We start from the raw sequence: 26218 nt of genomic DNA, 5'->3' as shown, positions 1-26218 counted from the left end.
CCCGCGTCAGCGGGCGCCGATCAGCTGCTGCAGCTCCCGCCGGCCGAGCGCGTCGGCCGGAGCGACATCCGGGGCGGCCGACCGGGCGGCCGCTGGGGCCGGGTCCGGCCGCGGCACCGGGTCGCACTGCACGTCCGACCGCCGGCCCGGCACGCGGGCCGGCAGCGCGCCGGTGGCCAGGTACGCGGCGATGGTGTCGTCGGTGCAGGCCACCCCGCTGAGCGAGCCGGCGTGGGTGGTCCCGCCGACGCCCTCGACCAGGACGGCCTTCGGGAACCGGCTACGCACCTCCAGCGCGCCCTCGTACGGCGTCGCGGCGTCCAGCGTCTCGTTGATCAGCAGGATGCCGGGCGCCTTGCTGCCGTCCACGGTGACCGGCTTGCCCACCTTGCCGGCCCAGTCGCGGCACGGCGCGTTGAACCAGGCGTTGCCCCAGGTCTCGAACGGCGCCCGGAGGAACGTCCGCCAGTTGTCGACCCGCCAGGTGTTCCAGCTCTGCGGCCAGCGAGCGTCCGTGCACTCGGTGGCGAGGTACATGGCGAAGCCGTTGTCCGCGCCCGGGCCCTGCGGGTTGGAGTCGTCGTACAGCGCCTTGAGGGTCTGCCAGTCGCCCTCGTGCACCCAGCCGGCGAACGCCTCGGCGACCTCCTCCCAGCCGTACACGTAGTAGCCGGCCTGGAGGAAGATGTCGGTCCACTCGTCCGGGCCGATGATCCCGCCGGCCGGCTTCTTGAGCAGCTTCAGCTGCTGGGCGTAGAAGAGCCGCTCGACCGCCCGACCGGTCTTGCCGAGGTGGTAGACCGCGTCGTGCTGCGCGATCCAGTCGAAGTAGATCTTGATGTTCTTGTCGAAGGCGATGTCCTGGTCGAGGTTCGCCTGGTACCACACGCCCCGCGGGTCGACGTCGCCGTCCAGCACCATCCGGCGCACCCGCTGCGGGTACGTGGTGGCGTAGACCTGACCGAGGTACGTGCCGTACGAGAAGCCGTAGAAGTTGATCTGATCGCGGCCCAGCGCCTTGCGGATGCTGTCCATGTCGCGGACCGAGTCGATGGTCTTGACGTGGTCCAGCAGCGCGCCGCCGGCCTTCGCGCACGCGTCGGCGTACCCCTTGGACCGGGCCAGCCAGGTCTTCTCCAGCGCCGGCGTGACCGGGTTGTAGTACGGCCGGTTGTAGCTGAAGTAGTTGCCGTCGCAGCTCAGCGCGGGCTCGCTGGAGCCGACGCCGCGCGGGTCGAAGCCGATCCAGTCGTACGCCTCGCCGGCCCCGTTCGGCACGTACTCGCCCAGCACCGACAGGGTCAGCCCGGAGCCGCCCGGCCCACCGGGGTTGACCAGCATGACGCCCTGGTAGTCGGCGCTCTTATGGGCGATTCGGGAGACCGCCAGCTTGATCTTCGTACCGGCCGGCTTGGCGTAGTCGAGCGGCACCTCGACGAACCCGCACTGGCCGCCCCGGCGCTGCAGTCCGGGGCTGGCACACGGCCCCCAGGAGATCGGCGGGGGAGTCCAGGACACCTGCCCGGCGGTGGGCCGGGACTGCGGTGCGGCCTGGGCGGGGCCGGCGACCGCGCCGCCGAGGATCAGCCCGGCGGTGGCGGTGAGCGCCACGAGTCTGTTCATTCCGTCCCTTTCGGTCCGTCGCCCGGCCATTGCGGTGCCGGGCGCCGCAGCCGAGTCTGCACCTCGGAACGCGGGAAGTGAATACCTCGATCCGTGGTCGGGTCGCCCGGCGCGGCGGTGTCGGCGGTGTGACGGGCCCCGCCGGCACCGCGTGGCGCGGTGTCAGACGGTGGCGCCGTTGAGCGCCGGCAGGTAGCCGGCGGAGTGGCCGGTGGCGTTCGGGTGGTACGACTCCACGATCGGCCAGGTGGTGCCGTTGATCCACGGGCTGGCCGCGCACACCCCGTGCCCGGCGAACTGGCCGCGTACGTCCACGTAGCTGAAGCCGGCGGCCGAGGCCCGCGCCGAGATCACCCCGGACATGGTGTCCGAGCCGCCGTTGAGCAGGGTCCGCTTGTACGCGCTGATGCTGCCGAACCCGCACGAGCCGGTCTCGAACAGCCGCGGGTAGCCCAGCACGACCACCCGGGCGCCCGGGGCGCGACCGCGGATCGCCCGGTACGTCTCGTCCAGCCGCCCGGGCAGCGTGCCGGTGATGTACGACGTCGCGGTGTTCACCGCGGCGGCGCAGCCGCTGTCGCTGCCCAGCCGGCAGGTGGTGACCACGTCGGCGAAGCCGGCGTCGTTGCCGCCGATGGTGATGGTGACCAGGTCGGTGTTGGCGTCCAGCGCGCCCAGCTGACCGTTGAGCACCTCCCGGGTGGTGGCCCCGGAGCAGGCCACGAAGCGGAAGGTCGCCACGGCGTGGGTGTTGGCCCACAGTCGGGGGTACGCCTGCGGGCCGCGCAGGCAGCTGCCGCTGGTGCCGTCGTAGTTGTTGGTGCCGACGCCGGAGGAGTACGAGTCGCCCAGCGCGGCGTAGTCGGTGCCGGCGGCCGAGGCGGGGGCGGCCAGGCCGAGGGTGAGCAGCAGGCCGGCGAGCAGGCCGGCCACGGTGGGACGGAGACGAGGACGCATCGGTGGACCTCCATGGGGGTGGGGGTCCACTTTGTAACACGTCGCCTACCGGCTGGTAACATTCATCGGGCGGGATTCCGCGCCGGTCGCGAAAGCGGCCGCCCCGGCCTTGCCGAGGGCGGCATTAATCGATGAATATGGATACGTGCGCGCCGGGGTGGCCACCGACGGAAACGCCGCCCGAGCTGGGGCGGGACGCGCCGCGGGCGGCCCGCGTGAACCGGACCGCCGCGCGACTCCCGATCAGATCACTCCCGGCTGATCCCCTCCGGGTGCATGCCGGTGGACTCCTCCAGGGAGTTGTCCGGCAGGTCGCCGCCGGCCGTGTCGTCCGGGAACGACCGCGCCGAGGGCGCCGGATCCGGCGGTGCACCGGGCCCGGCCTCCGTGGTGCGGGTCGGTTCGACCGGGCCGAAACCGTGCCGGCCGGCCCGGCCGGATCTCCCCGGCGCCGCGCCGGCGCGCCGCTCGCCGCGACGCCCCTCCGGTACGGCCGGCTCCTCGCTGCCCTCGCCCATCGGGTCGTCCCCGCCGGTGCCCCAGGGCGGGTCCGCGTCGAAGCCGTCGGTGGTGCCCCAGGGGGCGGCGGAATCCGGCCCCCGCCCGCCGTCGCGCCCCGATCCCTCGTCCGCCGTCATCGCCACCTCGCTGCTCGTGTCCCCACCCGAAGCGTCCGGGTGGGGCTCGCTGCGCCGGTGCGGGGCCCGCCGTCGACGTCGCGACGGGCGGGCCCCGTACCGGCCGGTCCCGACGGGCCCGGTCAGCGGGCCATGGCCATCCGGCGCTTGCTCGCGCCCATCGCCATCATCTTTCCCATCGCCCCCGGCGCGCTCACCAGCCCGCCCGCGCGCCCCAGCATCCCGCGGAACACCTGACCCGGCTTCTGCTGCTCGCCCATGTACGCGGAGACCACGACCAGGGCGCCGGTCAGCGCCGGGATGGTCCACTGCAGCACCTTCATCTGGCGCTGCTGGGCCGCCACGTCCGAGGGCGTCTGGTAGTTCGGCTCGGTGGTCCCCTCGACCGGCTGGTTGCCGGCCTTCTCCAACCGCATGCCGAGCAACCGGCTGTAGCCGGTCACCGCGAGCGCGCCGACGGTGAGCGCGGTCTTGATCGCGCTCACCTTCGCCACCCCCGACTGGGCCATCACCCGCGGGCTCTCCGTGGCCAGCTCGCCGACCGCGCCGGCCAGGTGGGCCCCGATCGCCGCCGCGTTGACCGGCGTCCAGCGGGACCACCCGGCCGAGGCGACCGGGAGTCGTTGGGTCGAGTCGCTGATCTTCGCCGCCGCGCCGTTCACGCCGAAGGCCCCCATCAGGGAGCCACCGAACCAGGCCGCCAGGCCCAGATCGTGCATCGAGCGCAGTGCGGTGTGCCGTTCGGACATCTGATCCCCCTCCACCGTGTTCGGGCGCAGCGGCATACCCGCCGGTCACCCGGTTACGCACCGGGGCCAGTGGCCGTGCCGTTCGTGCCCGGGTGACGGGTCCCGGCCGGACCGGTCAGCGCGGGGGCAGGGTGGCGGCGAAGTCGGCCACCCGACGGGCCAGCGGCGCGCCGGCGCGTACCCAGGTGAAGTGGTCCAGCGGGGCGCCCGCCTCGGCGACGGTGTACCGGGCCCGGGTGACCCGGGCGCCGGTCAGCTTGGCGCACAGGTGGTCGAGGGTGCCGTGCGGGGTGTACTGGTCGTCGTCCACGCTGACCGCCAGCACCGGCAGGTCCAGCCGGCGCACGGCGGCCTCGGCGTCCACCCCGTCGAGCGCCGGGAACCGCCCGGTGCGGGCGGTGTACGCCCAGTCCCGGATCACCCCGCGCGCCTGCCGGCCGCCGAAGCCCCAGCCGGGCCAGACCCCCAGCGCCCGGGCGACCGCAGCGATGCCCTGGGTGTACGGCAGCACGCCCCAGCCGCGCGCCCCCGGGTAGCTGCGCCAGTGCGGGACGCCGACGGCGAGCAGGGCCAGCCCGTCGACCGCGTCGGCGCCGTGCACGGCCAGGTGCAGCAGGGCCGCCTGGCCGCCGAGGGAGTGCCCGAGCAGCAGTCGGCGGCGGCCGTCCAGCCGGGGCTTGAGCGCGTCCAGCACGGCGCCGACGTCGCCGGCCAGCTCGGCGTAGCCGTACCGGCAGGCGCGCGAGGGTGGGGGAGTGCTGGCGCCGGTGCCGCGCAGGTCGGCGACGACCACGGCCAGCCCGGCGTCGCGCAGCGCGGCCGCGAACGGCCGGTAGTAGCGGGCCCGGACGCCCATCGCCGGCCAGATCACCACCACTGGAGCGCCGGGCGGGCCGACCGGCTCCGGGTACACCTGGATGCCGATCCGTGCGTCGCCGACGTCGACGAACTCCTGCGCGTACTCCGGTTCCCCGCCCATGACACCAGCCTAGGGTCGGCTACCACCCGGTAACGGAGGGGGCGTGCCGGACCGCCGCCGCGCGCCGCCGTCGGCTGGTCGGAGCGTCGCCGCACGTCCTCGGCGCGGCCGTCCGCCCCTGACGCGCAGGCCGCCGCCGATCACCGACGGCCGGCCCGGCCGGGGAAGATACCGCCGGAGACCGTGGTTGCGGTTCGGGAGGCCGCACGGCCCTCGGCCGGCCGATCCGGCGGGTCGAGCGGGGCTGCGCCGTTGTGTCGGGGCGTCCGGCTAGGCTCGCTGCGGCGCGCCGCGCTGCGAAGATCGCCTTGCCCGGGCACCCGCGGGGGTCCGGGCCGTTCAGCAACGGTGAGCGGCACCACACCGCCGAGACCGGGGAGTACGACGAGTTGACCGCACAGCCTGAGACCCTCTACGGCGCCGACGACCTCACGCACCTCGAGGGCCTGGACGCCGTCCGCAAGCGTCCCGGCATGTACATCGGCTCGACGGACAGCCGTGGCGTGGGTCACCTGGTGAACGAGATCCTGGACAACTCGACCGACGAGGGTGTCGCGGGTCACGCCGCCCGGGTCGAGGTGATCCTGCACGTCGACGGGTCGGTCCAGGTCGACGACGACGGCCGGGGCATCCCCACCGACGTGCACGCCAAGTCCGGCATCTCCGGGGTCGAGCTGGTGCTCACCCGGTTGCACGCCGGCGGCAAGTTCGGCGGCTCCGGCTACAAGACCTCCGGCGGTCTGCACGGCGTCGGCGCCTCCGCGGTCAACGCGCTGTCCCGCCGCTTCGACGTCACCGTCCGCCGCGCCGGCAAGATCCACTCGATGTCGTTCCGGCACGGCGTGCCGGGGGTCTTCGACGGCGACGGCCCCGACGCCCCGTTCACCGCCGGCCCCGGCCTGCAGATCGTCGGCGCGATGAAGCGTGGCCAGCGCACCGGCACCTCGATCCGCTACTGGCACGACGCGCGCTACTTCGAGACCGGCGCGACGCTCGACGTCGACGCGGTCCGGATGAAGCTGCGCAACACCGCCTTCCTGGTGCCCGGCGTCGACTACCGGCTGCGCGACGAGACCGCCGAGCAGCCCACCGAGGAGCGGTTCCACTACCCCAACGGGCTGACCGACATGGTGGAGTTCCTCGCCCCGGCGGGCGACCGCCCGGTCTCCGGCACCCTGCTGATCACCGGCGAGGGGACGTACCGGGAGAACGCCGCCGACGCCAGCGGCGTCATGCAGTCCAACGTGCAGCGCCGGGCCGAGGTCGAGGTGGCCCTGCGCTGGGGCACCGGCTACGAGCGCACCGTCGAGTGCTTCACCAACACCATCCGCAACGCGCACGGCGGCACCCACCGCCGGGGCTTCGAGCGGGCTCTGGTGCGCACCCTGGCCGACGCCGTCCGCAACACCCGGGGCCTGCTCAAGGCCAAGGAGGACGCACCCACCCTGGACGACGTGCTGGAGGGCATGACGGCGGTGGTGCACGTGCGCATCCCCGAGCCGCAGTTCACCTCGCAGACCAAGGACGAGTTGTCCACCGCCGGCATCACCAAGGTGATCCAGGGGCAGGTCGAGCAGCACCTCAAGGCGTGGCTGGAGGACCGGCGCACCCGGGCCGAGGCGCGCACCGTGCTGCAGAAGATCGTCGACGCGGCCCGGGTCCGGCTGACCCAGAAGCAGCAGAAGGACGCGGCCCGCCGCAAGACCGCCCTGGAGGGCGCGTCGATGCCGGCCAAGCTGGTCGACTGCCGCGCGTCCGGTATCGACCGGAGTGAGCTGTTCATCGTCGAGGGGGACAGCGCGCTCGGCACGGGCCGACTCGCCCGTTCCTCCGAGTATCAGGCGCTGCTCCCGATCCGCGGCAAGATCCTCAACGTGCAGAAGGCCAACCTCCAGCAGGTACTGGACAATGCCGAGTGCGCCGCCATCGTGCAGGTGCTCGGGGCCGGCTCCGGGCGCACCTTCGACCTGTCCTCGCTGCGTTACGGCCGGGTGCTGATCATGGCCGACGCCGACGTGGACGGCGCGCACATCCGGACCCTGCTGATCACGCTCTTCGCCCGCTACATGCGACCGCTGATCGAGGCCGGCCGGCTCTACGCCGCGATGCCGCCACTGCACAAGATCACCACGAAGGGTCGCAACCCGGAGACCGTCTACACGTACACCCAGGCCGAGATGGAGTCCACCGTCCGCCGGCTGGAGAAGGCCGGCAAGCAGATCGTCACCCCGATCCCGCGGTTCAAGGGCCTCGGCGAGATGGACGCCGACGAGTTGTGGGAGACCACGATGAACCCGGCCACCCGGGCCGTCCGCAGGATCACCCTCGACGACGTCGACGCCGCCGAGCGGATCCTCGAGCTGCTGATGGGGGAGAAGGTCGAGCCGCGCCGCAACTGGCTGATCGACTCCTCCGACCGGGTCGACCGCGACGCGATCGACGCATGAGCACGTCACTCACGGGAGAGCGAAACTGATGGCACGCCGCAAGGACGACCGCGCCAAGGTGGACCTGTCCGCCTTCGACCAGGCCGGCGCGCGGGTCTTCGACAATCCGCTGGTCACCGAGGTGTCCGACTCCTACCTGGAGTACGCCTTCTCGGTCATCCACTCCCGCGCCCTGCCCGACGCCCGGGACGGCCTGAAGCCGGTGCACCGGCGCATCCTGTACGCGATGAACGAGGCGGGTTTCCGCCCCGACCGGTCGCACGTGAAGTCGGCCCGGGTGGTCGGCGACGTGATGGGCCGCTACCACCCGCACGGCGACACCGCGATCTACGACGCGATGGTGCGGATGGCGCAGGACTTCTCGCTCAACGCCCCACTCATCGACGGGCACGGCAACTTCGGCAGCCCGGACGACGGACCGGCAGCGGCGAGATATACAGAAGCGCGAATGTCTCGTGAGGCGATGCTGCTGGTCGGCGAGCTGGGCGAGGACACGGTCGACACCGAGCCGAACTACGACGGCTCGCTGACCCAGCCCACGGTGCTGCCCGCCGCCTTCCCGAACCTGCTGGTCAACGGCGCGTCCGGGATCGCGGTCGGGATGGCGACCAACATGATCCCGCACAACCTCGGCGAGGTGGTCTCCGCCGCCCGCTGGCTGATCAACCACCCGGACGCCACGCTCGACAAGCTGATGGAGTACGTCCCCGGGCCGGACCTGCCCACCGGGGGAGTGCTGCTCGGCCTGGACGAGGTGCGCCGGGCGTACGAGACCGGCCGGGGCGTGGTGCGGATGCGCGGCAAGGTGGAGATCGGCCCGCTGGAGGGCAGCCGGGGCCGGCAGGCGATCACCGTGGTCGAGCTGCCGTACGGGGTGGGCGCCGAGAAGGTCATCGCCGCGATCACCAACGAGGTGACCAAGACCAAGCGGCTGGCCGGCATCGCCGACGTCAAGGACCTCACCGACCGGGAGAGCGGCACCCGCCTGGTGATCGAGTGCAAGGTCGGGGTGAACCCGCAGGCGCTGCTGGCCGACCTCTACCGGCTCACCCCGCTGGAGCAGTCCTTCGGCGTCAACAACCTGGTGCTGGTGGACGGCCAGCCGCGCACCCTCGGGCTGAAGGCGCTGCTGGAGGTCTTCCTGGCCCACCGGTACGAAGTGGTCACCCGGCGCAGCGCGTACCGCCGGCGCAAGCGCGAGGAGCGACTGCACCTGGTCGACGGCCTGCTCATCGCGCTGCTCGACATCGACAAGGTGGTCCGGCTGATCCGGGCCAGCGAGGACGCCCAGGCGGCCAGGGACGGCCTGATGCGGCAGTTCAAGCTCTCCGAGATCCAGGCCACCTACATCCTGGACACCCCGCTGCGCCGGCTCACCAAGTACGACCGGATCGAGCTGGAGGCGGAGCAGGAGAAGCTGCGCGGCGAGATCGCCGAGCTGTCGAAGATCCTCGACGACGACAAGGTCCTCAAGAAGGTCGTCTCCGACGAGCTGGCCGCGGTGGTGAAGCAGTTCGGCGGCCCGCGCCGCACCACCCTGGTCGACGGTGACCTCAAGGAGGTGCTGGCCGCGTCCGTGCCGGCCGGCCCGCTGGAGGTGGCCGACGACCCGTGCCAGGTGATCCTCTCGGCGACCGGGTTGGTGGCCCGCACCGCGGCCGAGTCGGAGGAGGCGTCCGAGGGGCGTCGGCGCAACGGCCGGGTCAAGCACGACACCGTACGCGCCGTCGCGCACACCACCGCGCGGGGCCGGGTGCTGCTGGTGACCAGCGCCGGCCGGGCCTTCAAGATCGACGTGCTGCCGCTGCCGGTGCTGCCCGAGCAGGCCGGCACGGTCTCGCTGCGCGGCGGCATGTCCGCCGCGGAGCTGGTGCCGTTGGCGCCGGGCGAGACGGTGGTCGGCCTGGCGCCGCTGCGGGAGACCGCACCGGCCTCGCCGGGCCTGGCGCTGGGCACCCGCCACGGGGTGGTCAAGGTCTGCGCCCCGGAGTGGCCGGTCCGCTCGGACGAGTTCGAGGTGATCGGGCTGCGCGAGGGCGACGAGGTGGTCGGCGCGACCTGGCTGACCGACGGTCAGGAGTCGCTGGTCTTCGTCACCAGCGAGGCGTCGCTGCTGCGGTTCGCCGCGACGATCGTGCGCCCGCAGGGGCTCAAGGGCGGCGGCATGGCCGGGGTGAGCCTGCCGGCCGGGGCACGGGTGGTGCACTTCGGCGCGGTCCGCACCGACGACCCGCAGCACGGTGAGCCGATGGTGGTCACCTCGACCGGCGCGACGGTCAAGGTGACGCCGTTCGGGGCGTACCCGGCGAAGGGGCGGGCGACCGGCGGGGTGCGCGCGCAGCGGTTCCTCAAGGGCGAGACGGAGCTGGTGGTCGGCTGGGTCGGGCCGCGACCGGTCGGCGCGACGGCGACCGGCGACCCGGTCGAGCTGCCGCCCACCGACGCCCGCCGGGACGGCTCCGGCTTCGCCGTGATGCTCGGCCCCACCGTGGTGGGCCACCTGATCGAACGCCACTGACCCGGCGGCGACCGGGCTCGTCCGTCCGGCTCGCTCAGGCGACGCCGGCCGGGCGGAACTGGACGCTGACCCGGGGGCCGGTGGGCCGGGCGGTCTTCGGAATCGCGTGCTCCCAGGTGCGCTGGCAGGAGCCGCCCATCACGATCAGGTCGCCGTGGCCGAGCGGGAAGCGCAGGCTGTCGCCGCCCCCGCCGCGCGGGCGCAGCAGCAGCGGTCGGGGTGACCCGAACGAGACGATCGCGACCATCGTGTCGGTGTGCGCGGACCGGCCGAGGGTGTCGCCGTGCCAGGCGACGCTGTCCCGTCCGTCGCGGTAGAGGCACATACCGGCGGTCACGAACTCCTCGCCCGGTTCGGGGGCGTAGTGCCGGTTCAGTGCCGCCCGCGCCGCGGTGAGCACCGGATGCGGCAGCGGCCGGTCGGCGGAGTACCAGCAGAGCAGGCGCGGGACGTCGACCTCGGTGTCGTACATGGTGCGGCGCTCGGCGCGCCAGGGCACCTCTCGCCGCAACGTGTCGAAGACCTGGTCGGAGCCGGTCAGCCAGCCGGGCAGATGGTCGACCCAGGCGCCGCGGGTCAGGGTGTGCCGGCGCAGGGCGCCCGCCAGCGGGGCGAGCGTCGGCGTCGGGGCGGCGAGATCTAGCATGGAAGGCTGGTAGGCGGCCGCAGGCATGCTTCCACCCTACCGGCCGGTTGGTACGCCTGTACGACCCGGCAGCACGTCGATCATCGGTCACCCGCCGCACATCCGCACGTTCGACCGGGGTCACCCGATCGGCCTTGTCGTCGTCATCCGCGTCGCCTGCCCCGGCGAGCGACACCGCTGAGGAGTCGGAACCTTGCAGAAGAGCCCTGCCAGTGCGCCGGTGGTGGCCCCCCCGGTCACACCCACCCCGGCGGCGGTGCGCCCGGCGGATCCCCGTCGCCATCGGGTCGCGGTCGTCGCGGCCCTGTTCGTGGCCGCCTGGGCGATTCCCGCGCTGGCGTACGCCGTGGGCCTGGCCGGCCTGCTCCCGCCGCTGGTGCTGGTGCTGACCGCCGGCCTGCTCCGGGTGGGCCGCACCCTGCTCGACCGGCTCGTGCTGGCGACCGCGTTGCTGCTGGGCACGGTCTGCGTGGCCGCCCTGCTCTTCTCCTACTGGCCCTGGGGTCTGCACCCGGTGCCGGTGGCCGGCACGGCGTTGACGGTGCTGCTGATCGTCGGGCTGGCCAGGGGCCTCCGGCCGCGGCTGCCGCGTCCCGCCCTGGCGGACCTGGCGCCGGTCGCCGCCGCGGTGCTGGCGCCCCTGGCCCTCGCCTGGCCCTACCTGCGAACCGACGGCCTGACCGGTCGCCTGGCGTACGCCATGACCGGCGAGGACAACAGCCGGCACCTGGCCACCATCGAGGCGATCCGTTCGGTCGGCGGCTACCTCTTCTCCGACCCCGCGGGCGCGTCCCGGATCGCCCCCGAGGGGATGGTGTACTACCCGCAGGGCTTCCACGTCACCGCGGCGTTGCTGGACACCTTCCTGCGTTCCTCCACCGCGCCGGCCGGGCCGGCGAGCATCCTCTACCACTACCTCTTCCTGCTGTTCGCCACGTACGCGCTGCTGGTGCTCGCCGTGGTCTGGGCCGCCGGGCGGATCGCCGGCCGGCTGCTCGACCCGGTCCGGGCGTTCGGTCTGGCCGGCGCGATCACCGCGCTGGTCCTCGGCTCCGAGCTGACCCGGTTCGTGGTGTACGGCTACCCGGGCGAGACCCTCGGCCTGGCCCTCATCGCGATCCTGATCGGCCTGGTCTGCCGGCCGGTCGCCCGCACCGGCACCCAGCTGTGCCTGCTCGGCGCGCTCTGCATCGGGGTGGGTTTCGCGTACCTGATGTTCCTGCCGGTGGTCGGTGTGCTGGTGCTGACCTGGCTGGTGCGCCACCGCAGGGCGGCCTGGCGGCGGCGCTGGCTGTTGCTGGTGGTGGTGCTGGCGACCGCGGTGTTCGGTGCGCTGCCCACCGTGATCGGCCTGCTCAACACCAACCAGGTCGACAACGTCGACGTCGGCGGTGGGGTCTTCCCGCGCTACGACGGCTACCTGGCGCTGCTCGGCGTGATCATCGCCGGACTGCTCGCCGGCGGCCTGCGCCTGCCGGTGTGGCGCCGGTACGCCGGTGCGCTGGCCGCGGCCCTGGCCTTCGTGATCGGCTTCAACCTGTACTTCAAGTCGCTGGGCCTCGAGCCGCGCTACTACTACGGCAAGTCCCTGCACCTGCTGCTGGTCGTCCTCTTCATCGGGGTGGGCGCGGTGCTGCTGCTGCGTCCGGTGCCCTGGCGGGCCGCGGCCGGTCGGCGTCGGTCCCGGCGGGTGCTGGTGGCCCGGTCGCTGACCGCGCTGTCGCTGGTGGTCGCGACCGCGGGGCTGGCCGGCCTGGCCCGTGGCGGCGGGATTTTCGCCCAGCCGTTCGGCAACCGCAGCACGACCTGGTCGGCGGCCTGGTGGGGAGGGCTGCTGGACCGACCGGAGCAGGCGAACGTGACGGCCCGGGCCCTGGCGCAGGCGCCGTTCCGCGACGGCGAGGTGACCGTGGTGGTGAGCGACCAGCGACGGGAGGGCTACCTGGCCACGCTGTTCCTGTCCACCCTGCAGGGCACGCACGGCTACTCCGCCACGGCGTTCTACTACCTGCCGCTGTCGGAGCCGGCCCGGTCCGCCGCGCTGGTCAAGCAGGAGAAGCGGCCGATGCGCCTGCTCACCACCGGTCCGAAGGCCACCGCGATCGTCGACCGGCTGCTCGCCGAGCAGCCGCAGCTGCGTTCCCGGATCACCGTCGAGCCACTGCGCTGACCGGTCGGGCAGCAGCGCGGGACGGCCGTCCGGTGAGCGGACGGCCGTCCGGCGTCGAGGGGCGGCGTCAGGCGCGGGTGGCGGCGAGGACCAGCATCACCTGGTCGACCACCCGGCCGCGGCCCAGGCCGTCGACCGTCGACCAGGCCCGGCCGGACAGCGCGGAGCGCCGGCTCGCGGACGTCATCAGCCGCAGCAGGGTCTGCGCGGCGGCCGATCGGGCGGTCCGCCCGGACAGCCCGGTGGCCGTCAGCTCGGGCAGCTCACCGAGGCCGGCGGCGAGGCCGGCGTCGACCACCCGGTGGTAGGAGTCGCGCTGGTTGTCCACCACGCAGACCAGCGCGGACGGCGCGCCGAGGCAGCACAGCTCCCAGGTGGACGTGCCCGCGGCGCTGACCACCAGGTCCGCCGCGCCGATCAGGGCAGGCAGTTGGTCGGTGGGCGGCACCCGCCGCACCGACTGCCCCCGGCCGGGCACGATCACCTCGAGCTCGGCGTCCACCTCGGGCCGGCCGACCACGACGGTGAGGTCCATCGGGTGCCCGGTGGACAGCAGCACCCGGGTCAGCACCGGGGCCGCCCCCACCGCGTCGGTGCCACCGAAGAAGGCCAGCACCCGCGGGCGGGAGATCTCGGTGGCCGGCCGGGGCGCCGCCGGCCGGGCGCCCACCACGGAGTCCCGCAGCAGGGCGTACCGGGTGCCGGCGAGCAGCCGCTCGGCGGGCGCCTCGGTCGACGCGCCGAAGTTCTGGTCCAGGTAGAGGTCGGCGTCCTGGCCGCGGCTGTCACCGTCCACGATGGCCAGCGTGGTCACCCCGGCCGCGCGCAGCGCTCCGGCCCCCGCCGGATCCAGCTCGTACGAGTCGAGCACCATCACGTCCAACTGGTGCCGGCGGGCGGTGTCGACCAGCTGCTCGGGCGTGTCCGGCCCCGGTTGCAGGGCGATGCCCCGGGCGGCGAGCTGACCGGTCGCCCAGCCCACCCGCTCCACGGTGCCGAACACCGTCACCTCGGCGCCCCGGGCCCGGAACTCCTCGCCCAGGGCGAGGGACCGGACCAGGTGGCCGACGCCGCGTTGGGGGCCGGCGTCGCAGCGCAGCCCCACCCGTACCGGTCTCAGGACTCCTCCAGCCGCTTCTGCCGTACGGCGGCGTTGATGGCGCGCACCGTGGGCTGGCCGTCCAGCCAGTCGGCGAGCTTGGCCAGCGGGACGCTCACGTCGCCGAAGTGGTCGACCACCGTCCGGACCAGCGCCCAGTCCTCCTCGGTGTCGAGGGTCAGGCGCAGGGCGGACCGGTCCGGGGTGAGCGTCACGCCGAGCACCCGGAACAGCTCCGGGTGGGCGTACGCGTACGAGGTGACGTGCACCCGGTGGTGGTCGGTGGCGATCCGGTCGAGGGTGCGCAGCGCGTCCGCCTTGATGATCTCGACGTCCATGCCGCGGGGCAGCGTGCGGGCGATCGAGGTGCTGGCGTAGTCGAGCCCGGGCACCGCCCGGTAGATCCGGGCGACCAGCGTGATGATCTCCGGGTCCAGCAGCGGGCAGTCCGCCGTGAAGCGCATCACCGCGTCCGCGGGGTGGCCGTCCAGCGCGCCGATGAACCGGGTCAGCACGTCGTCGACCGGGCCGCGGTGGCACGCCACCCCGAGCCGCTCGCACTCGGTGGCGACCGCGTCGTCGACGGCCTCGGTGCTGGTGGCGACCACCAGGTCGGCGAGCACGCCGCTGTCCTGCGCGGCGCGGACCACCCGGCCGAGGACGCTGCGTCCGGCCAGCGGACGCAGCACCTTGCCGGGCAGTCGCGAGGAACCCATCCGGGCCTGCACGACGCCGACGATCCGGTGCTCGCGGTTGGTGCTGCCCATGCCTGCCGCCTCCGTCGTGCCGTCCTGGGCCGTCACTGCTGCTCCTCGCGCGCGGGCTTGGGCGCCATCGCCTGCCGGGCCCGGCGCTTGGCCGCCTTGGCACCCCGCTTGGCCAACCGCGCGGGCGTGATCGCCATCTTGCCCACCCGGTAGCTGAGCGAGCCGTTGAGCAGGTTGATCTTCGCCTCGGCCTTGCGCAGCGCCCGCTCGCGCGAGGTGAGCAGGTCCTCCGTCCACTTCAGCACCGCCGCCAGCCGGCCGATCTCCTCCCGCTGGCGTACCCAGGCCTCGTGGAGCTGCTGGTAGCTGCGGGGGCCGGCGGGCGGGTCGGTCGGCTCGACCGCGCGCAGCTCGGTGGCGAGGGTGACCCGCCCGTCGCCGTCCAGACCGCGCAGCGCGGCGCTGATCGCGGCCTCCGCCTCGATCGCCGCGTCCACCGTGGACCGGTCCAGGTCGCGGCCGGCGATGCCGCCGAGCACCACGGTCAGGCCCGCCACGTCCAGAGTGGTCGACCAGGGGTGGGCGTAGCCGCCGGTGAGCAGCTCCGCGGCGAACCGCCACAGCGCCCGGGCCAGCGCCACGTCGGCGGCCAGCGGCGTCGCCGCCTGCCAGCTCGGGTCGAGCACGGCGAAGCCGTCGCCGTCGACCACCACGTTGTCGGTGCCGGCCAGGGCCACCGCGCCGGTCACCCGGCCGTCCGCGTCGGCCTGACCGATGAGCCAGCCGGCGTAACCGTGCAGCAGCCGGCGCAGGGTGTCCAGGTCACGTCGCAGGCAGGCGTCGAGCAGCACGGTGCGCAGCAACCGCCCGGGCGGCACCGGCCCGTCCAGGGCGGCCGGGTCCCGGAACGCGGCCTCCCGGCTGGCGAACGGCGCCGGAGCGGTCGCGGAGCGGCTCACCGGGTGGGCGAGCCGCCAGTGCCAGCCGTCACCCTCGGCGACCACCTCGGCCACGCCGATGCCGGGCGGGCCGGTCTGCACGAGCGCCACCGGCAGGTCCGTCCGCTCGGCCGCCGGGCCGCGCCGGGCGAGCACCAGCCAGGCCGGCGCGAGGGTCGCGGCCAGCCCGGCGTGCAGCGCGTCGACCGCGAGCCGGGACGGGTCCTGCAGCACCGTGTCGTCGGGGTACCCGCCGGCGCAGGCGCCGTGCAGCACCGCGTCGAACAGCCCCGCGGTGGTCCGCCGGCTCACCTCGTCCGCCGCCACCAGGGCGGTGGTCACGCTCGTCCCCGGGTACGCGGCGAAGCAGGCGTCGGTGCGCAGGCCGGCGTCGGCGAGCCGCTCGTCGAGCTGGGCCGGGTTGACCGGCCGGCCGGTGTCGAGCACCCCGCTGATCGCCCACGCTGAGTCGGCGCGGTCGGCGTACCAGGGCGAGGTGGCCACCATCCGCTGCAGGCCGAGCGGGTTGTCCAGCCGCAGCAGCAGGGCGCCGTCGGGCCGCAGCGCGCCGAGCAGGCGGTCCAGCACGCCGTGCCAGCCCAGCCGGGGGCCCTCCACCGACTCGATCGCGTCCAGGCCGGCGCCGGCGATCACCACGTCGAAGGTCTCGCCCTCGGGAACGCCGTTCGGGCCGCCCACGATCACGTGCGCGGCCCGGTCGGCGAGCACCATCGCGTCGGGGTGGCTGCGCAGCAGGCAGGTCACCTCGGCGTGGCCGAGGTGGTCCAGCAGGGTCGGGTCGTGCGGGCCGGCGACCAGCACCCGGGCGCCGGAGGGTACGACCCGCGCGGCGAGCGCGGCGAGCGGTCCGCCGTCGGTCACCCGCTCCTGCGGCCGGTCGGACCAGGCCAGCATTTCCCCGCCGGGCAGCGAGACGTGGGGTGCCGTCTCCGTCGTCAACTCGTCTCCTCCTGGAGTTTCGCCCAGCCGAGCAGCTCACGCAGCTCCGCGGGCGTGCAGCGATGGTCGGTGCCCAGCTCGGCGCGGGCGATCGACACGGCGGTCGGCAGGTCGACCTTCTCACCGTGCAGCTCGGGCCACTGCCGACGGATCCGTGCGGTGCCACCGAACGTCGGGTCCTCGTTCGACAGGATCATCGGATTACCGTAGACCGCGGGTTCGCAGCCGGCGGCGATGCCGTAGAAGATGGCGCTGGTGAGTCGGTTCGAGGCCACCCGTCGGTGCCGGCGCAGCTCGGTGAGCTGCTTGTCGAGGAAGAGCGGGTCGGTGTCCTTCCACCAGTGGCCGCGGTAGCCGTGGCAGATGACCCGGAAGCCGGCGTTCTCGTAGAGCCGCCGCACCTTCCGCATGCCGTACTCGTGCCAGTAGAGGCAGACGGTGACCGGGCCCTCCTCGGTGTCCCGGATCCGGGCGATCAGCTCCTTGTGGTCGCCCTTGACGTGCTGGCCCTCCCACCCGTGGAAGGGGTACCAGATGGTGCCCTCCCGTTCGGTCTCCGGGGGGTCGTCCCGCCGCAGGTCCAGCAGGTAGACGAAGGGCGCGCCGGTGACGACGACGTTGCGCCGGCCCACGGACCAGGCGCGCCGCCGGGTCTGCTCCGACCAGAGCAGGCTCGGGGTGCCCTCGGCGTACGGGTGGCCGGGGGCGAGCCCGTCGCCGATGTTCCAGCCGTGCTGCAGGTAGCCGTTGATCCGCGGCGGGTGCCCGGCACCCAGGCCGCAGTACCGGGCCAGCACGTTGGCGTGCCCGTAGAAGTGGTTCGCGTGGTGCATCGTTCCCCCGTCAGGCGGCGGTGGGGCGCGCCGTGGCGCCGTGCAACGCCGCGCGGAGCGCGTCGATGACGCGGTCCTGGTCGTCCTCGGCGAGCGTCGGGTAGAGCGGCAACGACAGCTGCTGCTCGTAGAACGATTCTGCCACCGGGCAGGATCCGCGTCGGTACCCGAGGTCGGCGAACGCCGGGTGCCAGTGCACCGGGATGTAGTTGACCTGGACACCGATGCCCGCGGCGCGCATCTTGTCGTACACCTCGCGACGGCGACCGTCGAGCACCCGGATCGGGTAGAGGTGCCAGGCCGGGTCGGCCCAGGACTTCCGCGCCGGCAACAGCACGCCGTCCAGGTCGGCCAGCGCCTCGTTGTAGCGCGCGACCAGCGCGGTGCGGCGGGCGACGAACTCGTCGAGCCGGCGCAGCTGGCTGCGGCCCAGGGCGCACAGCACGTCCGGCAGGCGGTAGTTCAGCCCGAACTTGTGCACCTCGTACCACCAGCCGCCCTCGTCCGGGAAGCGCAGCTCGTCCTGTTCGCGGATCATCCCGATGCTGCGGAACCGGCGGGCCCGCTTCAGGATCTCCTCATTGAGCGCGGCCACCCCACCGCCCTCGGCGGTGGTCAGGTTCTTGGTGGGGAAGAACGAGAAGGTGGTCAGATCGGCGAGCGAGCCGACCGGCCGGCCGTGGTAGGTGCCGCCGATCGAGTGCGCCGCGTCGGCCAGCAGCAGCGCGTCGCTGCCGTCGACCGCCTTGCGCAGCGCGTCGTAGTCGGCCGGGTGGCCGCCGTAGTCGACCGCCGAGACGACCTTGGTCCGTGGCGTGACCGCGGCGGCGGCCGCCGCCGGGTCCAGGCAGAAGGTCTCGTCCTCGACGTCGGCGAACACGATCTTCGCGCCGAGGGCGACCGCGCTGCTGGCGGTCGCCACGAACGTCATCGGCGGGACGACCACCTCGTCGCCGGGGCCCACCCCGGCCGCCGCGTACGCCACCTGAAGCGCGGCGGTGCCGTTGGACACGGTGGCCACACCGACCCCGCCGGTCACCCGGGCGAGGTCGGCCTCGAACGCCGCCACCTGCGGACCGGTGGTGAGCCAGTCGCTGTGCAGGGTCTCGACGACGGCGGCGACGTCCTCGTCGGTGACCGACTGCCGTCCGTAGGGGAGCATCGCCATCACGCGGTGGTGATGCCGAGCATCACGCGCAGCTGCTCCACGGTGAGCCACTCGTCGTTGGTGTCCGACTGGTACGCGAAGCCGTCCGGCACCGCCTCGCAGTCGGCCGGCGGCTCGTAGCCCCAGCCGGCGATGGTCGGCTGCACGATGAACCGGTCCTTCGCGCGCAGCGTCCGACGGCTGTCGTCCGGCGCGATCATCTCCTCGTGCAGCTTCTCGCCCGGGCGGATGCCGATCTCGTGGGTGGTCGCCGACGGGGCGACCGCCTCGACCAGGTCGAGGATCCGCATGCTGGGGATCCGCGGCACGAACAGCTCGCCGCCGCGCATCTGGTCGAACGAGTCCATGACGAACTGCACGGCCTGGTCGAGGGTGATCCAGAACCGGGTCATCCGCTTGTCGGTGATCGGCAGGCTCTTGCCCTCGGCGGCCAGCCGGCGGAACAGCGGAACCACCGAGCCGCGGCTGCCGACCACGTTGCCGTAGCGGACCACGGCGAACCGGGTGGGGTGGTTCGCGGCGTAGTGGTTGGCGGAGACGAAGAGCTTGTCGCCGACCAGCTTCGTGGCGCCGTACAGGTTGATCGGGCTGGAGGCCTTGTCGGTGGAGAGGGCGATGACCTTCTGCACACCGGCGTCGATCGCCGCGTCGACCACGTTCTGCGAGCCGGTGATGTTGGTCGCGATGAACTCCGAGGGGTTGTACTCGGCGGTGTCGACCTGCTTGAGGGCGGCCGCGTGCACCACGTAGTCGACGCCGTGCATCGCCCGGGTCAGCCGGTGCCGGTCCCGGATGTCACCGATGAACCAGCGCAGCCGCTGGTCGTCACCGAGCTGCTGCTTCAGCTCGTACTGCTTCAACTCGTCACGGGAGAACACCACAACCCGGGCCGGGTCGGCCTCGTTGAGGATGTGCCGAAGGAAGGTCTTCCCGAAGGATCCCGTCCCGCCGGTGATCAGAATGGAGGATCCATTCAAGCCACTCAATTTGGTGCTCCCCTGGTCTGGTTGTTTCAGCGGCGGCGTCGGGCCGCCGGACGGATCGCGATCGTAGACCTCGCTGGTTAACACCGTAGGCAACCCGCTGTGCGAGCGGCAACTCCAACGTGAGCCAGGCACGTCTCCAGGGCTCTGCCGGGCCCGCTCCAGGCCCGGCGGAGGCCCCCGCCTCCTCGGCTACACTCGGCCGGCGCGCCGGTCGTGCGTGCCAGTGAGGGAGGGAAAGCGGTGGAACTGGAGCGACTGAGGGTCGTCTTCCGCTCTGCGTTGGAACTGCCGGGTGACGCCCCGGTGGACAACCTGGAATATCGCGGAATCGACAAGTGGGACTCACTCGCGCACATGTCGCTGGTGGCCGCCATCGAGGACGAGTTCGGTGTGATGCTCGACACCGACGAGGTCATCGACCTGAGCGCCTTCAGCCGCGCGCGAGAGATCCTGGAGAAGCATGGTGTCGTCCTCTCCGACTGAACCCGCCGCCCGCCGGGTGCTGGTCACCGGGTCGACCCGGGGGATCGGCCGGGCCGTCGCCGAGCGGCTCGCCCAGCAGGGTTGCGTGGTAGCCGTCCACGGACGGGAACCCGGCGCGGCCGAGCAGGTGGCCGCCGCCCTCCCCGGTGGTCCGCACCTGTCGGTGCACGGGGACGTCGCGGAGCCCGAGCAGGTCAGGGCCATGATCCGCGCACTGTTCGACCGGTGGCGCGGGCTCGACGCCCTGGTGGTCAACGCCGGGGTGCACGCCGCCGGGCTGTTGGGCACGGTGTCGGACGACACGGTGGCCCGACTGTTCGCGGTCAACGCCGCCGGCGCGGCCCACACCCTGCAGCAGGGCGCCCGCCTGCTGCGCCGCGGTGACCGGCCCGCGGTGGTGCTCACCGCCTCCCTGGTCGGCTCGGCCGGCGCCGCCGGTCAGGTGGTCTACGCGGCCAGCAAGGCCGCCGTGGAGGGCCTGACCCGGGCCGCGGCGAAGGAGCTCGGGCCGGCCGGCATCCGGGTGAACGCCGTCGCTCCCGGGTTCATCCGCACCGACCTGTTGGCCGACCTCGACGAGGCGGGCCGGCAGGCCCGGGCGGACGACACCCCGCTGCGCCGCCTGGGCGAGGCGGAGGAGGTGGCCGAGGTGGTCGCGTTCCTGCTCTCCCCGGCAGCGTCCTTCGTCACTGGTCAGGTCGTCGGGGTGGACGGAGGATTGACCCTGTGATGAACCTGCTGCACCCCGATGCCCGGCTGGTGGACTCGGCGACCGGCGAGCAGCTGGGCGGCGCCGACCTCGCCGCCCGCGTCGCCGACCTCGCCGCCCTGTTCGACCGGGAGCCACCCGGTGTGGTGTTCGCCACCATCTCCGCCGAGATCGACCCGGTTGTCCGCCTCCTCGCCGCCTGGCAGGCCGGTCGCCCGGTCGCGCTGCTCGACCCGCAGATCTCCCCGGCGGTGCTGGGCGACCTGGTCGACCGGTTCCAGCCCGCCGTGCTCCTCACCCCCGGCCCGGCGCCGGACGGTTACAGACCCGGGCCGGCCGGCCTGGGCTCCGCCTGGCGGCGGACCGATCCCGCCGGGCCGCCGCCGCACCCCGACCTGGCGCTGCTGCTCACCACCTCCGGTTCCACCGGCAACCCGAAGCTGGTCCGGCTCTCCGGCCAGGCGGTGCGGGTCAACGCGGCGTCCATCGCCACCTCGCTCGGCCTGGACGGCGACGAGGTGGCGCCGACCACCCTGCCGCTGCACTACACCTTCGGCCTGTCGGTGCTCACCAGCCACCTGCACGTCGGCGCGACCGTGCTGCTGGAACGCTCCGCCCTCACGGCCCGGGAGTTCTGGACGGCGCTCGACCGGCACCGGGTCACCTCGCTCGCCGGCGTGCCGTACCAGTACGAGATGCTGCGGCGCCTGCGGTTCAACCCGGCCCGGCACGAGCGCCTGCGGACGCTCACCCAGGCCGGCGGCCGGCTGCACACCGACCTGGTCGCGGACTTCCACGGCCGGATGACCGAGGTCGGCGGCCGGTTCTTCGTGATGTACGGCCAGACGGAGGCCACCGCCCGGATGGCCGTGCTGCCGTCCGACCGGCTGCCGGCCAAGCTCGGCTCGGTCGGCCTGCCGGTGCCCGGCGGGTCGTTCGCGATCCGTGCCGACGACGGGGCGGAGACGACCGCTCCCGACCAGGTCGGCGAGATCCTGTACCGCGGGCCGAACGTGATGATGGGCTACGCCGAGAAGGCCGACGACCTGGCCGCCCCGGACGAGTCCGGCGGCGTGCTGGCGACCGGCGACCTGGGCCGGCTCGACGACGAGGGCTTCCTGTACGTCACCGGCCGGATCAAGCGGATCGCCAAGGTGTTCGGCGTCCGGGTCAACCTGGACGACGTGGAGCGGTCGCTCGGCCACCACGGTCCCGTCGCGGCGGTCGCCGGGGCGGACCGGCTCGTGGTGGTGGCCGAGGGCGCCGACCCGGACCGGCTCGCCCGGATCCGGGCCGAGGTGGCCGAGTCGCTCGGCACCCACTCGTCCGGCATCCAGGTCCGCGCCGTCGACGCCCTGCCGCTGACCGCGAACGGCAAGCCCGACTACCGCGCGCTGGAGGAACAGTGCTGACCGACACATTCACCCTCACCCAGCCGGAGAAGGAAGAGCGGCTGCGCGGCGAGTTGGTCGAGTTGCTGGCGCACCACCGGCGCAACTGCCCGCCGTACGCCCGCATCATCGACGCTCTCGGCGTGCCGGACGCCCCGGCGACCGTGGCCGACCTGCCCTGGCTGCCGGTCCGGCTGTTCAAGACCCGCAAGCTGGCCAGCGTGCCGGACGACCAGGTCATCCGGGTGCTCACCTCCAGCGGCACCACCGGCGACGTCAGCCGGATCTACCTGGACCGGGAGGCCGCGGCCACCCAGTCGCGGATGCTGGCCCGCACGCTGGGCACCGTGCTCGGCCCGCGCCGGCTGCCGATGCTGGTGGTGGACCGCTCCGGCGTGGTCGGCGACCGTCGGTCCTACTCGGCCCGGGGCGCCGGCGCGCTCGGCATGGTCAACTTCGGCCGCAACCACGTCTGGCTGCTCGACGCCGACGATCAGCCGGACGTCACCGCCCTCAAGGAGTTCCTCTCCCGGTACGGCGACGAACCGTTCCTGATCTTCGGGTTCACCTTCATGGTGTGGCGCTACCTCTACGAGGTCGCCCGGGACAACGGCCTCGACCTGTCCAACGGCGTCCTGGTGCACTCCGGCGGCTGGAAGAAGCTCGCCGACCAGGCGGTCGACAACGCCGAGTTCCGGCGGCGGCTCGCCGCGGACACCGGCCTGACGAAGATCCACAACTTCTACGGCATGGTCGAGCAGATCGGCACCGTCTACCTGGAGGGGCCGGAGGGCGGCTCGCTCTACTGCCCGGACTTCGCCGACGTGATCATCCGTGATCCGATCACCTGGCAGGAGGCGCCGGTGGGCACGCCGGGATTGATCGAGGTGGTCAGCACGCTACCCACCTCGTACCCGGGCAACGTGCTGCTGACCGAGGATCTCGGGGTGGTGCACGGGATCGACGACGGGCACTGGCCGGGCAAGCGGTTCAGCGTGCTGGGCCGGCTGCCCCGCGCCGAGGCCCGGGGTTGCAGCGACACGTACACGGGAGGTCAGGCATGACGGTGCGGATGCGGTTCCCCGCCGGGCCGGACGTCCCGGTCGAGGAGATCCTGTCGCCGGCCACCGACTCCCGGTTGGCCGTCGGTGACGAGCGGATCATGGACTTCCTCACCGCGATCTCCCGCCGGCTGCTCGCCCCCTCGCTGGCCCGGCGGCACCCGGAGCTGGGCTCGCTCGGCTTCTTCCTGCGTCGTCGGGAGCTGTTGCGCAGCGTGGAGCGGCTGCACGCCGCGCTCGACCGGGGGGTGCTCGCCTTCCCGCGGGGTGTGGTCTTCCACATCCCGCCGGCGAACGTGGACACCATCTTCGTCTACTCGTGGGCGCTGTCGGCGCTGGCCGGCAACACCAACATCGTGCGGGTCTCCACCCGGTCGGCGGCGGCCGCGGAGGCGATCCTCGAGGTGCTCAACGACAGCCTCGCCGAGGCCGACCCGATCGTCGCCCGTACCCAGCGCATGATCACCTACGGGCACGACGACGCGGTGACCGCCCAGCTCAGCGCCGCCTGCGACGTACGGGTGATCTGGGGTGGCGACCGGGCGGTGAACGCGGTACGCCGGCACCCGCTGGCGCCCGCGGCCCGGGATCTCACCTTCCCCGACCGCTCCTCGTTCGCCGTGCTCTCGGTGGCCGGCTGGGAGGCGGCGCCGCCCGCCGCCCGGCGGGACGCCATGGCCAGCTTCGCCAACGACGCCTACTGGTTCGACCAGGCCGCCTGCTCCTCACCTCGGGCGGTGTTCCTGGTCGGTGACGCGGCGCGGGCGGAGGCGGTCCGGGCCGAGTTCGTCACCCTGCTCGGCGAGGCGGTACGCAACCGGGGCTGGGACGTGGACGCGGCGATGGCCGTCGAGAAACGGGTCGGCGCGTACGGCCTGGCCGCGGACGGTGGGGTGTCCCGGATGCTGTTCCCCGACAACCTGGTGGCCAGCCTCGAGCTGGACGACCCGGCCACGGCGCCCCGGGAGTGGTTCGGCACCGGCACCTTCGGCTTCGTGAACCTCACCGAGCTGGCCGAGCTGGCGCCGTTCATGCAGCGGCGCGACCAGACGCTGACCCACTTCGGCTTCCCGCAGGACGAGCTGGTCGAGTTCGTCCGGCTGCTCGGCGGCCGGGGGATCGACCGGGTGGTGCCGTTCGGCTCGGCGCTGACCTTCGCACCGGTCTGGGACGGTTACGACCTGCTGCGCGAGTTCGTCCGGCTGGTGTCGGTCTCGGCCGACTGAGCCACCCGGCACCCGGCGACACAGGGCCCGGTCCGACTGGACCGGGCCCTGTGTCGTGCTCAACTCAGATGAGGTCCCAGGACAGCGGGGTGCCCTTCGCGACATCGCTGGCGAAGGTCCGGCCGAGCACCCGGTCGATCTCGACCGGGGCCAGACCGCCCGCCGGCCGGATCGACCGCACGTTGGCGGCGGTGACCTCGTCACCGGCCCGCACGTCCTCGACCACGAAGAGGGAGCGACGGAACCGCAGCCCCTCCTTCTCGGCCGGGGTCGGGCCGATCACCGTGCCGCCCAGCGCGGCCCAGGCCCGCTCCGACTCGACGGTCATGGCGGCCAGCTCCGCCGGCTCGAGCGAGAAGTCGGAGTCGACACCGCCGTCGCCGCGGCTCAGCGTCACGTGCTTCTCGATCAGGCAGGCGCCCAGCGCCACCGAGGCGACCGGCACGCCGATGCCCGGGGTGTGGTCGGACAGGCCGACGGGCACGCCGAAGGTGTCGGCCAGCACCGGAATGCGGCGCAGGTTGCTGTCCTGCGGCGGCGCCGGGTAGGACGCGGTGCAGGCGAGCAGCACGATGCCGGCGGCGCCGCCCTCCCGGGCGGTGCGGACCGCGGCGTCGATCTCCGCCACGGTCGCCATCCCGGTCGAGATGACCATCGGCTTGCCGGTGCTCGCGACCAGCTTGATCAGCGGCAGGTCGACCAGCTCGGACGAGGCGATCTTGTAGGCCGGTACGTCCAGCTCCTCCAGCAGCTCCACGGCCGTCCGGTCGAACGGCGACGAGAAGACCGTCAGGCCGTGCTGGCGCGCCCGGTTGAAGATCGGCTCGTGCCACTCGTACGGGGTGTGGGCCCGCTCGTAGAGCTGGTAGAGGCGCTCGCCACCCCACAGGTCGTGGCCATCCGAGATGCGGAACGCCGGTGCGTCGACGTCGATCGTGAGGGTGTCCGGGCGGTAGGTCTGCAGCTTGAGCGCGTGCGCCCCGCTCTCGGCCACCATATCCACGATGGCAAGCGCCCGGTCCAGGTCGCCGTTGTGGTTGCCGGACATCTCCGCGACCACGAAGGGGCGCTCACCAGCACCGACGACGTGCGGGCCGATCTTGACTGTCGACGTCATTTTCCCCTGCTCATCTCCGTCCACACCACCTGGTGCGGCTTGCCGTCGATGTCCCGCTCATACTGCCGGACAACGCGAAATCCGAATCGCCGGTGCAGGGCGAGCACCGGCTTGTTGGTGGCCAACGTCTCACCGCCGAGCGTCTCCGCCCCGAGCGTGTCGAAGGCGTACGCGATCGCCGCGCGCTGCAGCGACATCCACGCGGGGAGCAGCTCGGCGCGCTCGTCCAAGCCGGCGATATCGAGATAGAAGCCCCAGGTCAGGGCCGCCTCCGGCGAGGTGATCCCGGCGAAGTTGACCACCCCGGACGGTACACCCCGGTGCAGGTGCAGCAGCAGCGTGCGGTCCGGGTCGGCCTGCACCCGGGCCCACCAGGCGGTGTGCTCGGCCAGGCTGATCTCGTGGTTGGTCAGGCTCACGGCGCGCACCTGCGGGTGGTTGCGCCAGCGCAGCACCAGATGAAGATCACCGTCGTCGGCGAGCCTCAGCGAGTCGGTCATCTGCGTCCTGCCCGGGGTGCTCGGCTGGGTCGTCCGCGTGCTGGTCGACCGCTGGTCCATCATCGTATCCGTCTCGTCCGGGGTCGTTGTCGGCCGTGCCGGCCCGGTCTCGCGCCGGTCGGGCCCGGCGCGACGTGGGCGCGGGGCCGTTCCGGGGCCTGCCGGTGCCCGAGCCCGGCCACCCACCCGGACGAGGATAGCCGCCCGCCGACGGGTGCCGGCGGCGCCGCAGCGTCGGCCGAAGGGCCGGCGGGTGGGTTCACCGTCGCGCCACCCTGCTCCGCCTCGGTGGACGGGTCGGGAACCGGGCCCG

General features: G+C 73.3%; 22 protein-coding genes. 8 read left to right on the top strand and 14 right to left on the bottom strand.

The window, feature by feature from the left end:
* Nucleotides 1-6 precede the first annotated feature (6 nt).
* The 5 genes from ACFY3U_RS11250 to ACFY3U_RS11230 form a co-directional block, all read right to left on the bottom strand.
* Nucleotides 7-1623 carry an alpha/beta hydrolase gene (locus ACFY3U_RS11250; protein ID WP_387198642.1) on the bottom strand — a complete coding sequence of 539 codons (1617 nt, stop codon included), beginning with the start codon at nt 1621-1623 and terminating at the stop codon, nt 7-9.
* Nucleotides 1624-1785: 162 nt separating this feature from the next.
* A complete protein-coding gene (locus ACFY3U_RS11245; protein WP_387198639.1) occupies nt 1786-2580 on the bottom strand; it encodes an SGNH/GDSL hydrolase family protein in 795 nt (264 codons plus the stop codon).
* Between the two features lie 248 nt (nt 2581-2828).
* Nucleotides 2829-3218, bottom strand: a complete 390-nt coding sequence (locus tag ACFY3U_RS11240) for a hypothetical protein (RefSeq protein ID WP_387198636.1) — start codon at nt 3216-3218, stop codon at nt 2829-2831.
* A gap of 122 nt (nt 3219-3340) precedes the next feature.
* Entirely contained in the window at nt 3341-3967 is a 627-nt protein-coding gene (locus tag ACFY3U_RS11235) for a hypothetical protein (protein ID WP_387198633.1), read from the bottom strand.
* Nucleotides 3968-4082: 115 nt separating this feature from the next.
* Nucleotides 4083-4946 carry an alpha/beta fold hydrolase gene (locus ACFY3U_RS11230; protein ID WP_387198630.1) on the bottom strand — a complete coding sequence of 288 codons (864 nt, stop codon included), beginning with the start codon at nt 4944-4946 and terminating at the stop codon, nt 4083-4085.
* Nucleotides 4947-5335: 389 nt separating this feature from the next.
* Between ACFY3U_RS11230 and ACFY3U_RS11225 the strand changes: the two genes are divergently transcribed.
* Nucleotides 5336-7393 (top strand): type IIA DNA topoisomerase subunit B, encoded by a 2058-nt coding sequence (locus ACFY3U_RS11225; protein ID WP_387198868.1) that lies wholly within the window; start codon nt 5336-5338, stop codon nt 7391-7393.
* A 28-nt stretch (nt 7394-7421) separates the two neighbouring features.
* Complete coding sequence (locus ACFY3U_RS11220; RefSeq protein ID WP_387198628.1) at nt 7422-9911, top strand: DNA topoisomerase (ATP-hydrolyzing) subunit A; 2490 nt, start codon at nt 7422-7424, stop codon at nt 9909-9911.
* Between the two features lie 34 nt (nt 9912-9945).
* On the opposite strand, the gene ACFY3U_RS11215 is transcribed toward ACFY3U_RS11220, so the two are convergent.
* Nucleotides 9946-10584 carry an alpha-ketoglutarate-dependent dioxygenase AlkB family protein gene (locus tag ACFY3U_RS11215; RefSeq protein WP_387198625.1) on the bottom strand — a complete coding sequence of 213 codons (639 nt, stop codon included), beginning with the start codon at nt 10582-10584 and terminating at the stop codon, nt 9946-9948.
* Nucleotides 10585-10750: 166 nt separating this feature from the next.
* Between ACFY3U_RS11215 and ACFY3U_RS11210 the strand changes: the two genes are divergently transcribed.
* Nucleotides 10751-12727 (top strand): DUF6541 family protein, encoded by a 1977-nt coding sequence (locus ACFY3U_RS11210; protein ID WP_387198622.1) that lies wholly within the window; start codon nt 10751-10753, stop codon nt 12725-12727.
* Between the two features lie 67 nt (nt 12728-12794).
* Here ACFY3U_RS11210 and ACFY3U_RS11205 read toward each other — a convergent pair whose 3' ends face one another.
* From ACFY3U_RS11205 to pseB, 6 genes are read right to left on the bottom strand one after another with little or no spacing between them, the layout of a single operon-like run.
* Nucleotides 12795-13847, bottom strand: coding sequence for a PseG/SpsG family protein (locus tag ACFY3U_RS11205; protein WP_387198865.1), 1053 nt, complete (start codon nt 13845-13847; stop codon nt 12795-12797).
* Entirely contained in the window at nt 13844-14593 is a 750-nt protein-coding gene (locus ACFY3U_RS11200; RefSeq protein ID WP_387198862.1) for a cytidylyltransferase domain-containing protein, read from the bottom strand. Before ACFY3U_RS11200 ends, ACFY3U_RS11205 begins: the two co-directional genes overlap by 4 nt.
* Before the next feature lie 32 nt (nt 14594-14625).
* Complete coding sequence (locus tag ACFY3U_RS11195) at nt 14626-16431, bottom strand: class I SAM-dependent methyltransferase (protein ID WP_387198619.1); 1806 nt, start codon at nt 16429-16431, stop codon at nt 14626-14628.
* Complete coding sequence (locus ACFY3U_RS11190) at nt 16428-17264, bottom strand: hypothetical protein (protein WP_387198616.1); 837 nt, start codon at nt 17262-17264, stop codon at nt 16428-16430. The genes ACFY3U_RS11195 and ACFY3U_RS11190 overlap by 4 nt, the downstream gene beginning before the upstream one ends.
* A gap of 10 nt (nt 17265-17274) precedes the next feature.
* Nucleotides 17275-18426: a DegT/DnrJ/EryC1/StrS family aminotransferase gene (locus ACFY3U_RS11185; RefSeq protein ID WP_387198860.1), complete on the bottom strand. Its 1152-nt coding sequence runs from the start codon at nt 18424-18426 to the stop codon at nt 17275-17277.
* 5 nt (nt 18427-18431) lie between these two features.
* A complete protein-coding gene (pseB, locus tag ACFY3U_RS11180; RefSeq protein ID WP_387198613.1) occupies nt 18432-19418 on the bottom strand; it encodes a UDP-N-acetylglucosamine 4,6-dehydratase (inverting) in 987 nt (328 codons plus the stop codon).
* A 240-nt stretch (nt 19419-19658) separates the two neighbouring features.
* On the opposite strand from pseB, the gene ACFY3U_RS11175 reads away from it, so the two are divergent.
* The 5 genes from ACFY3U_RS11175 to ACFY3U_RS11155 are packed head-to-tail and all read left to right on the top strand — an operon-like array spanning nt 19659 to nt 24288.
* Nucleotides 19659-19901: an acyl carrier protein gene (locus tag ACFY3U_RS11175; RefSeq protein WP_387198610.1), complete on the top strand. Its 243-nt coding sequence runs from the start codon at nt 19659-19661 to the stop codon at nt 19899-19901.
* Nucleotides 19882-20631, top strand: coding sequence for an SDR family NAD(P)-dependent oxidoreductase (locus ACFY3U_RS11170; protein ID WP_387198857.1), 750 nt, complete (start codon nt 19882-19884; stop codon nt 20629-20631). The genes ACFY3U_RS11175 and ACFY3U_RS11170 overlap by 20 nt, the downstream gene beginning before the upstream one ends.
* Nucleotides 20628-22022: an AMP-binding protein gene (locus tag ACFY3U_RS11165; RefSeq protein ID WP_387198607.1), complete on the top strand. Its 1395-nt coding sequence runs from the start codon at nt 20628-20630 to the stop codon at nt 22020-22022. Before ACFY3U_RS11170 ends, ACFY3U_RS11165 begins: the two co-directional genes overlap by 4 nt.
* Nucleotides 22016-23065: an acyl-protein synthetase gene (locus ACFY3U_RS11160; protein ID WP_387198603.1), complete on the top strand. Its 1050-nt coding sequence runs from the start codon at nt 22016-22018 to the stop codon at nt 23063-23065. The genes ACFY3U_RS11165 and ACFY3U_RS11160 overlap by 7 nt, the downstream gene beginning before the upstream one ends.
* The gene (locus tag ACFY3U_RS11155; protein WP_387198600.1) at nt 23062-24288 is read left to right on the top strand and encodes an acyl-CoA reductase; all 1227 of its coding nucleotides are present in this window, start codon (nt 23062-23064) and stop codon (nt 24286-24288) included. The genes ACFY3U_RS11160 and ACFY3U_RS11155 overlap by 4 nt, the downstream gene beginning before the upstream one ends.
* A 64-nt stretch (nt 24289-24352) precedes the next feature.
* Here the strand turns inward: ACFY3U_RS11155 and pseI are convergent, their stop codons facing one another.
* Together pseI and ACFY3U_RS11145 are read right to left on the bottom strand one after the other, a co-directional pair.
* On the bottom strand, nt 24353-25405 hold the full coding sequence (gene pseI / locus ACFY3U_RS11150; protein WP_387198597.1) for a pseudaminic acid synthase: 1053 nt from the start codon (nt 25403-25405) through the stop codon (nt 24353-24355).
* Nucleotides 25402-25905, bottom strand: coding sequence for a GNAT family N-acetyltransferase (locus ACFY3U_RS11145; RefSeq protein ID WP_387198594.1), 504 nt, complete (start codon nt 25903-25905; stop codon nt 25402-25404). Before ACFY3U_RS11145 ends, pseI begins: the two co-directional genes overlap by 4 nt.
* Nucleotides 25906-26218 lie beyond the last annotated feature (313 nt).

It is taken from the genome of Micromonospora sp. NPDC000089 (assembly GCF_042899365.1).
Classification (GTDB): Bacteria; Actinomycetota; Actinomycetes; order Mycobacteriales; family Micromonosporaceae; genus Micromonospora.
The sequence above is the reverse complement of the archived record's forward strand: the minus strand, read 5'-3'. Positions and strand labels throughout refer to the sequence as shown.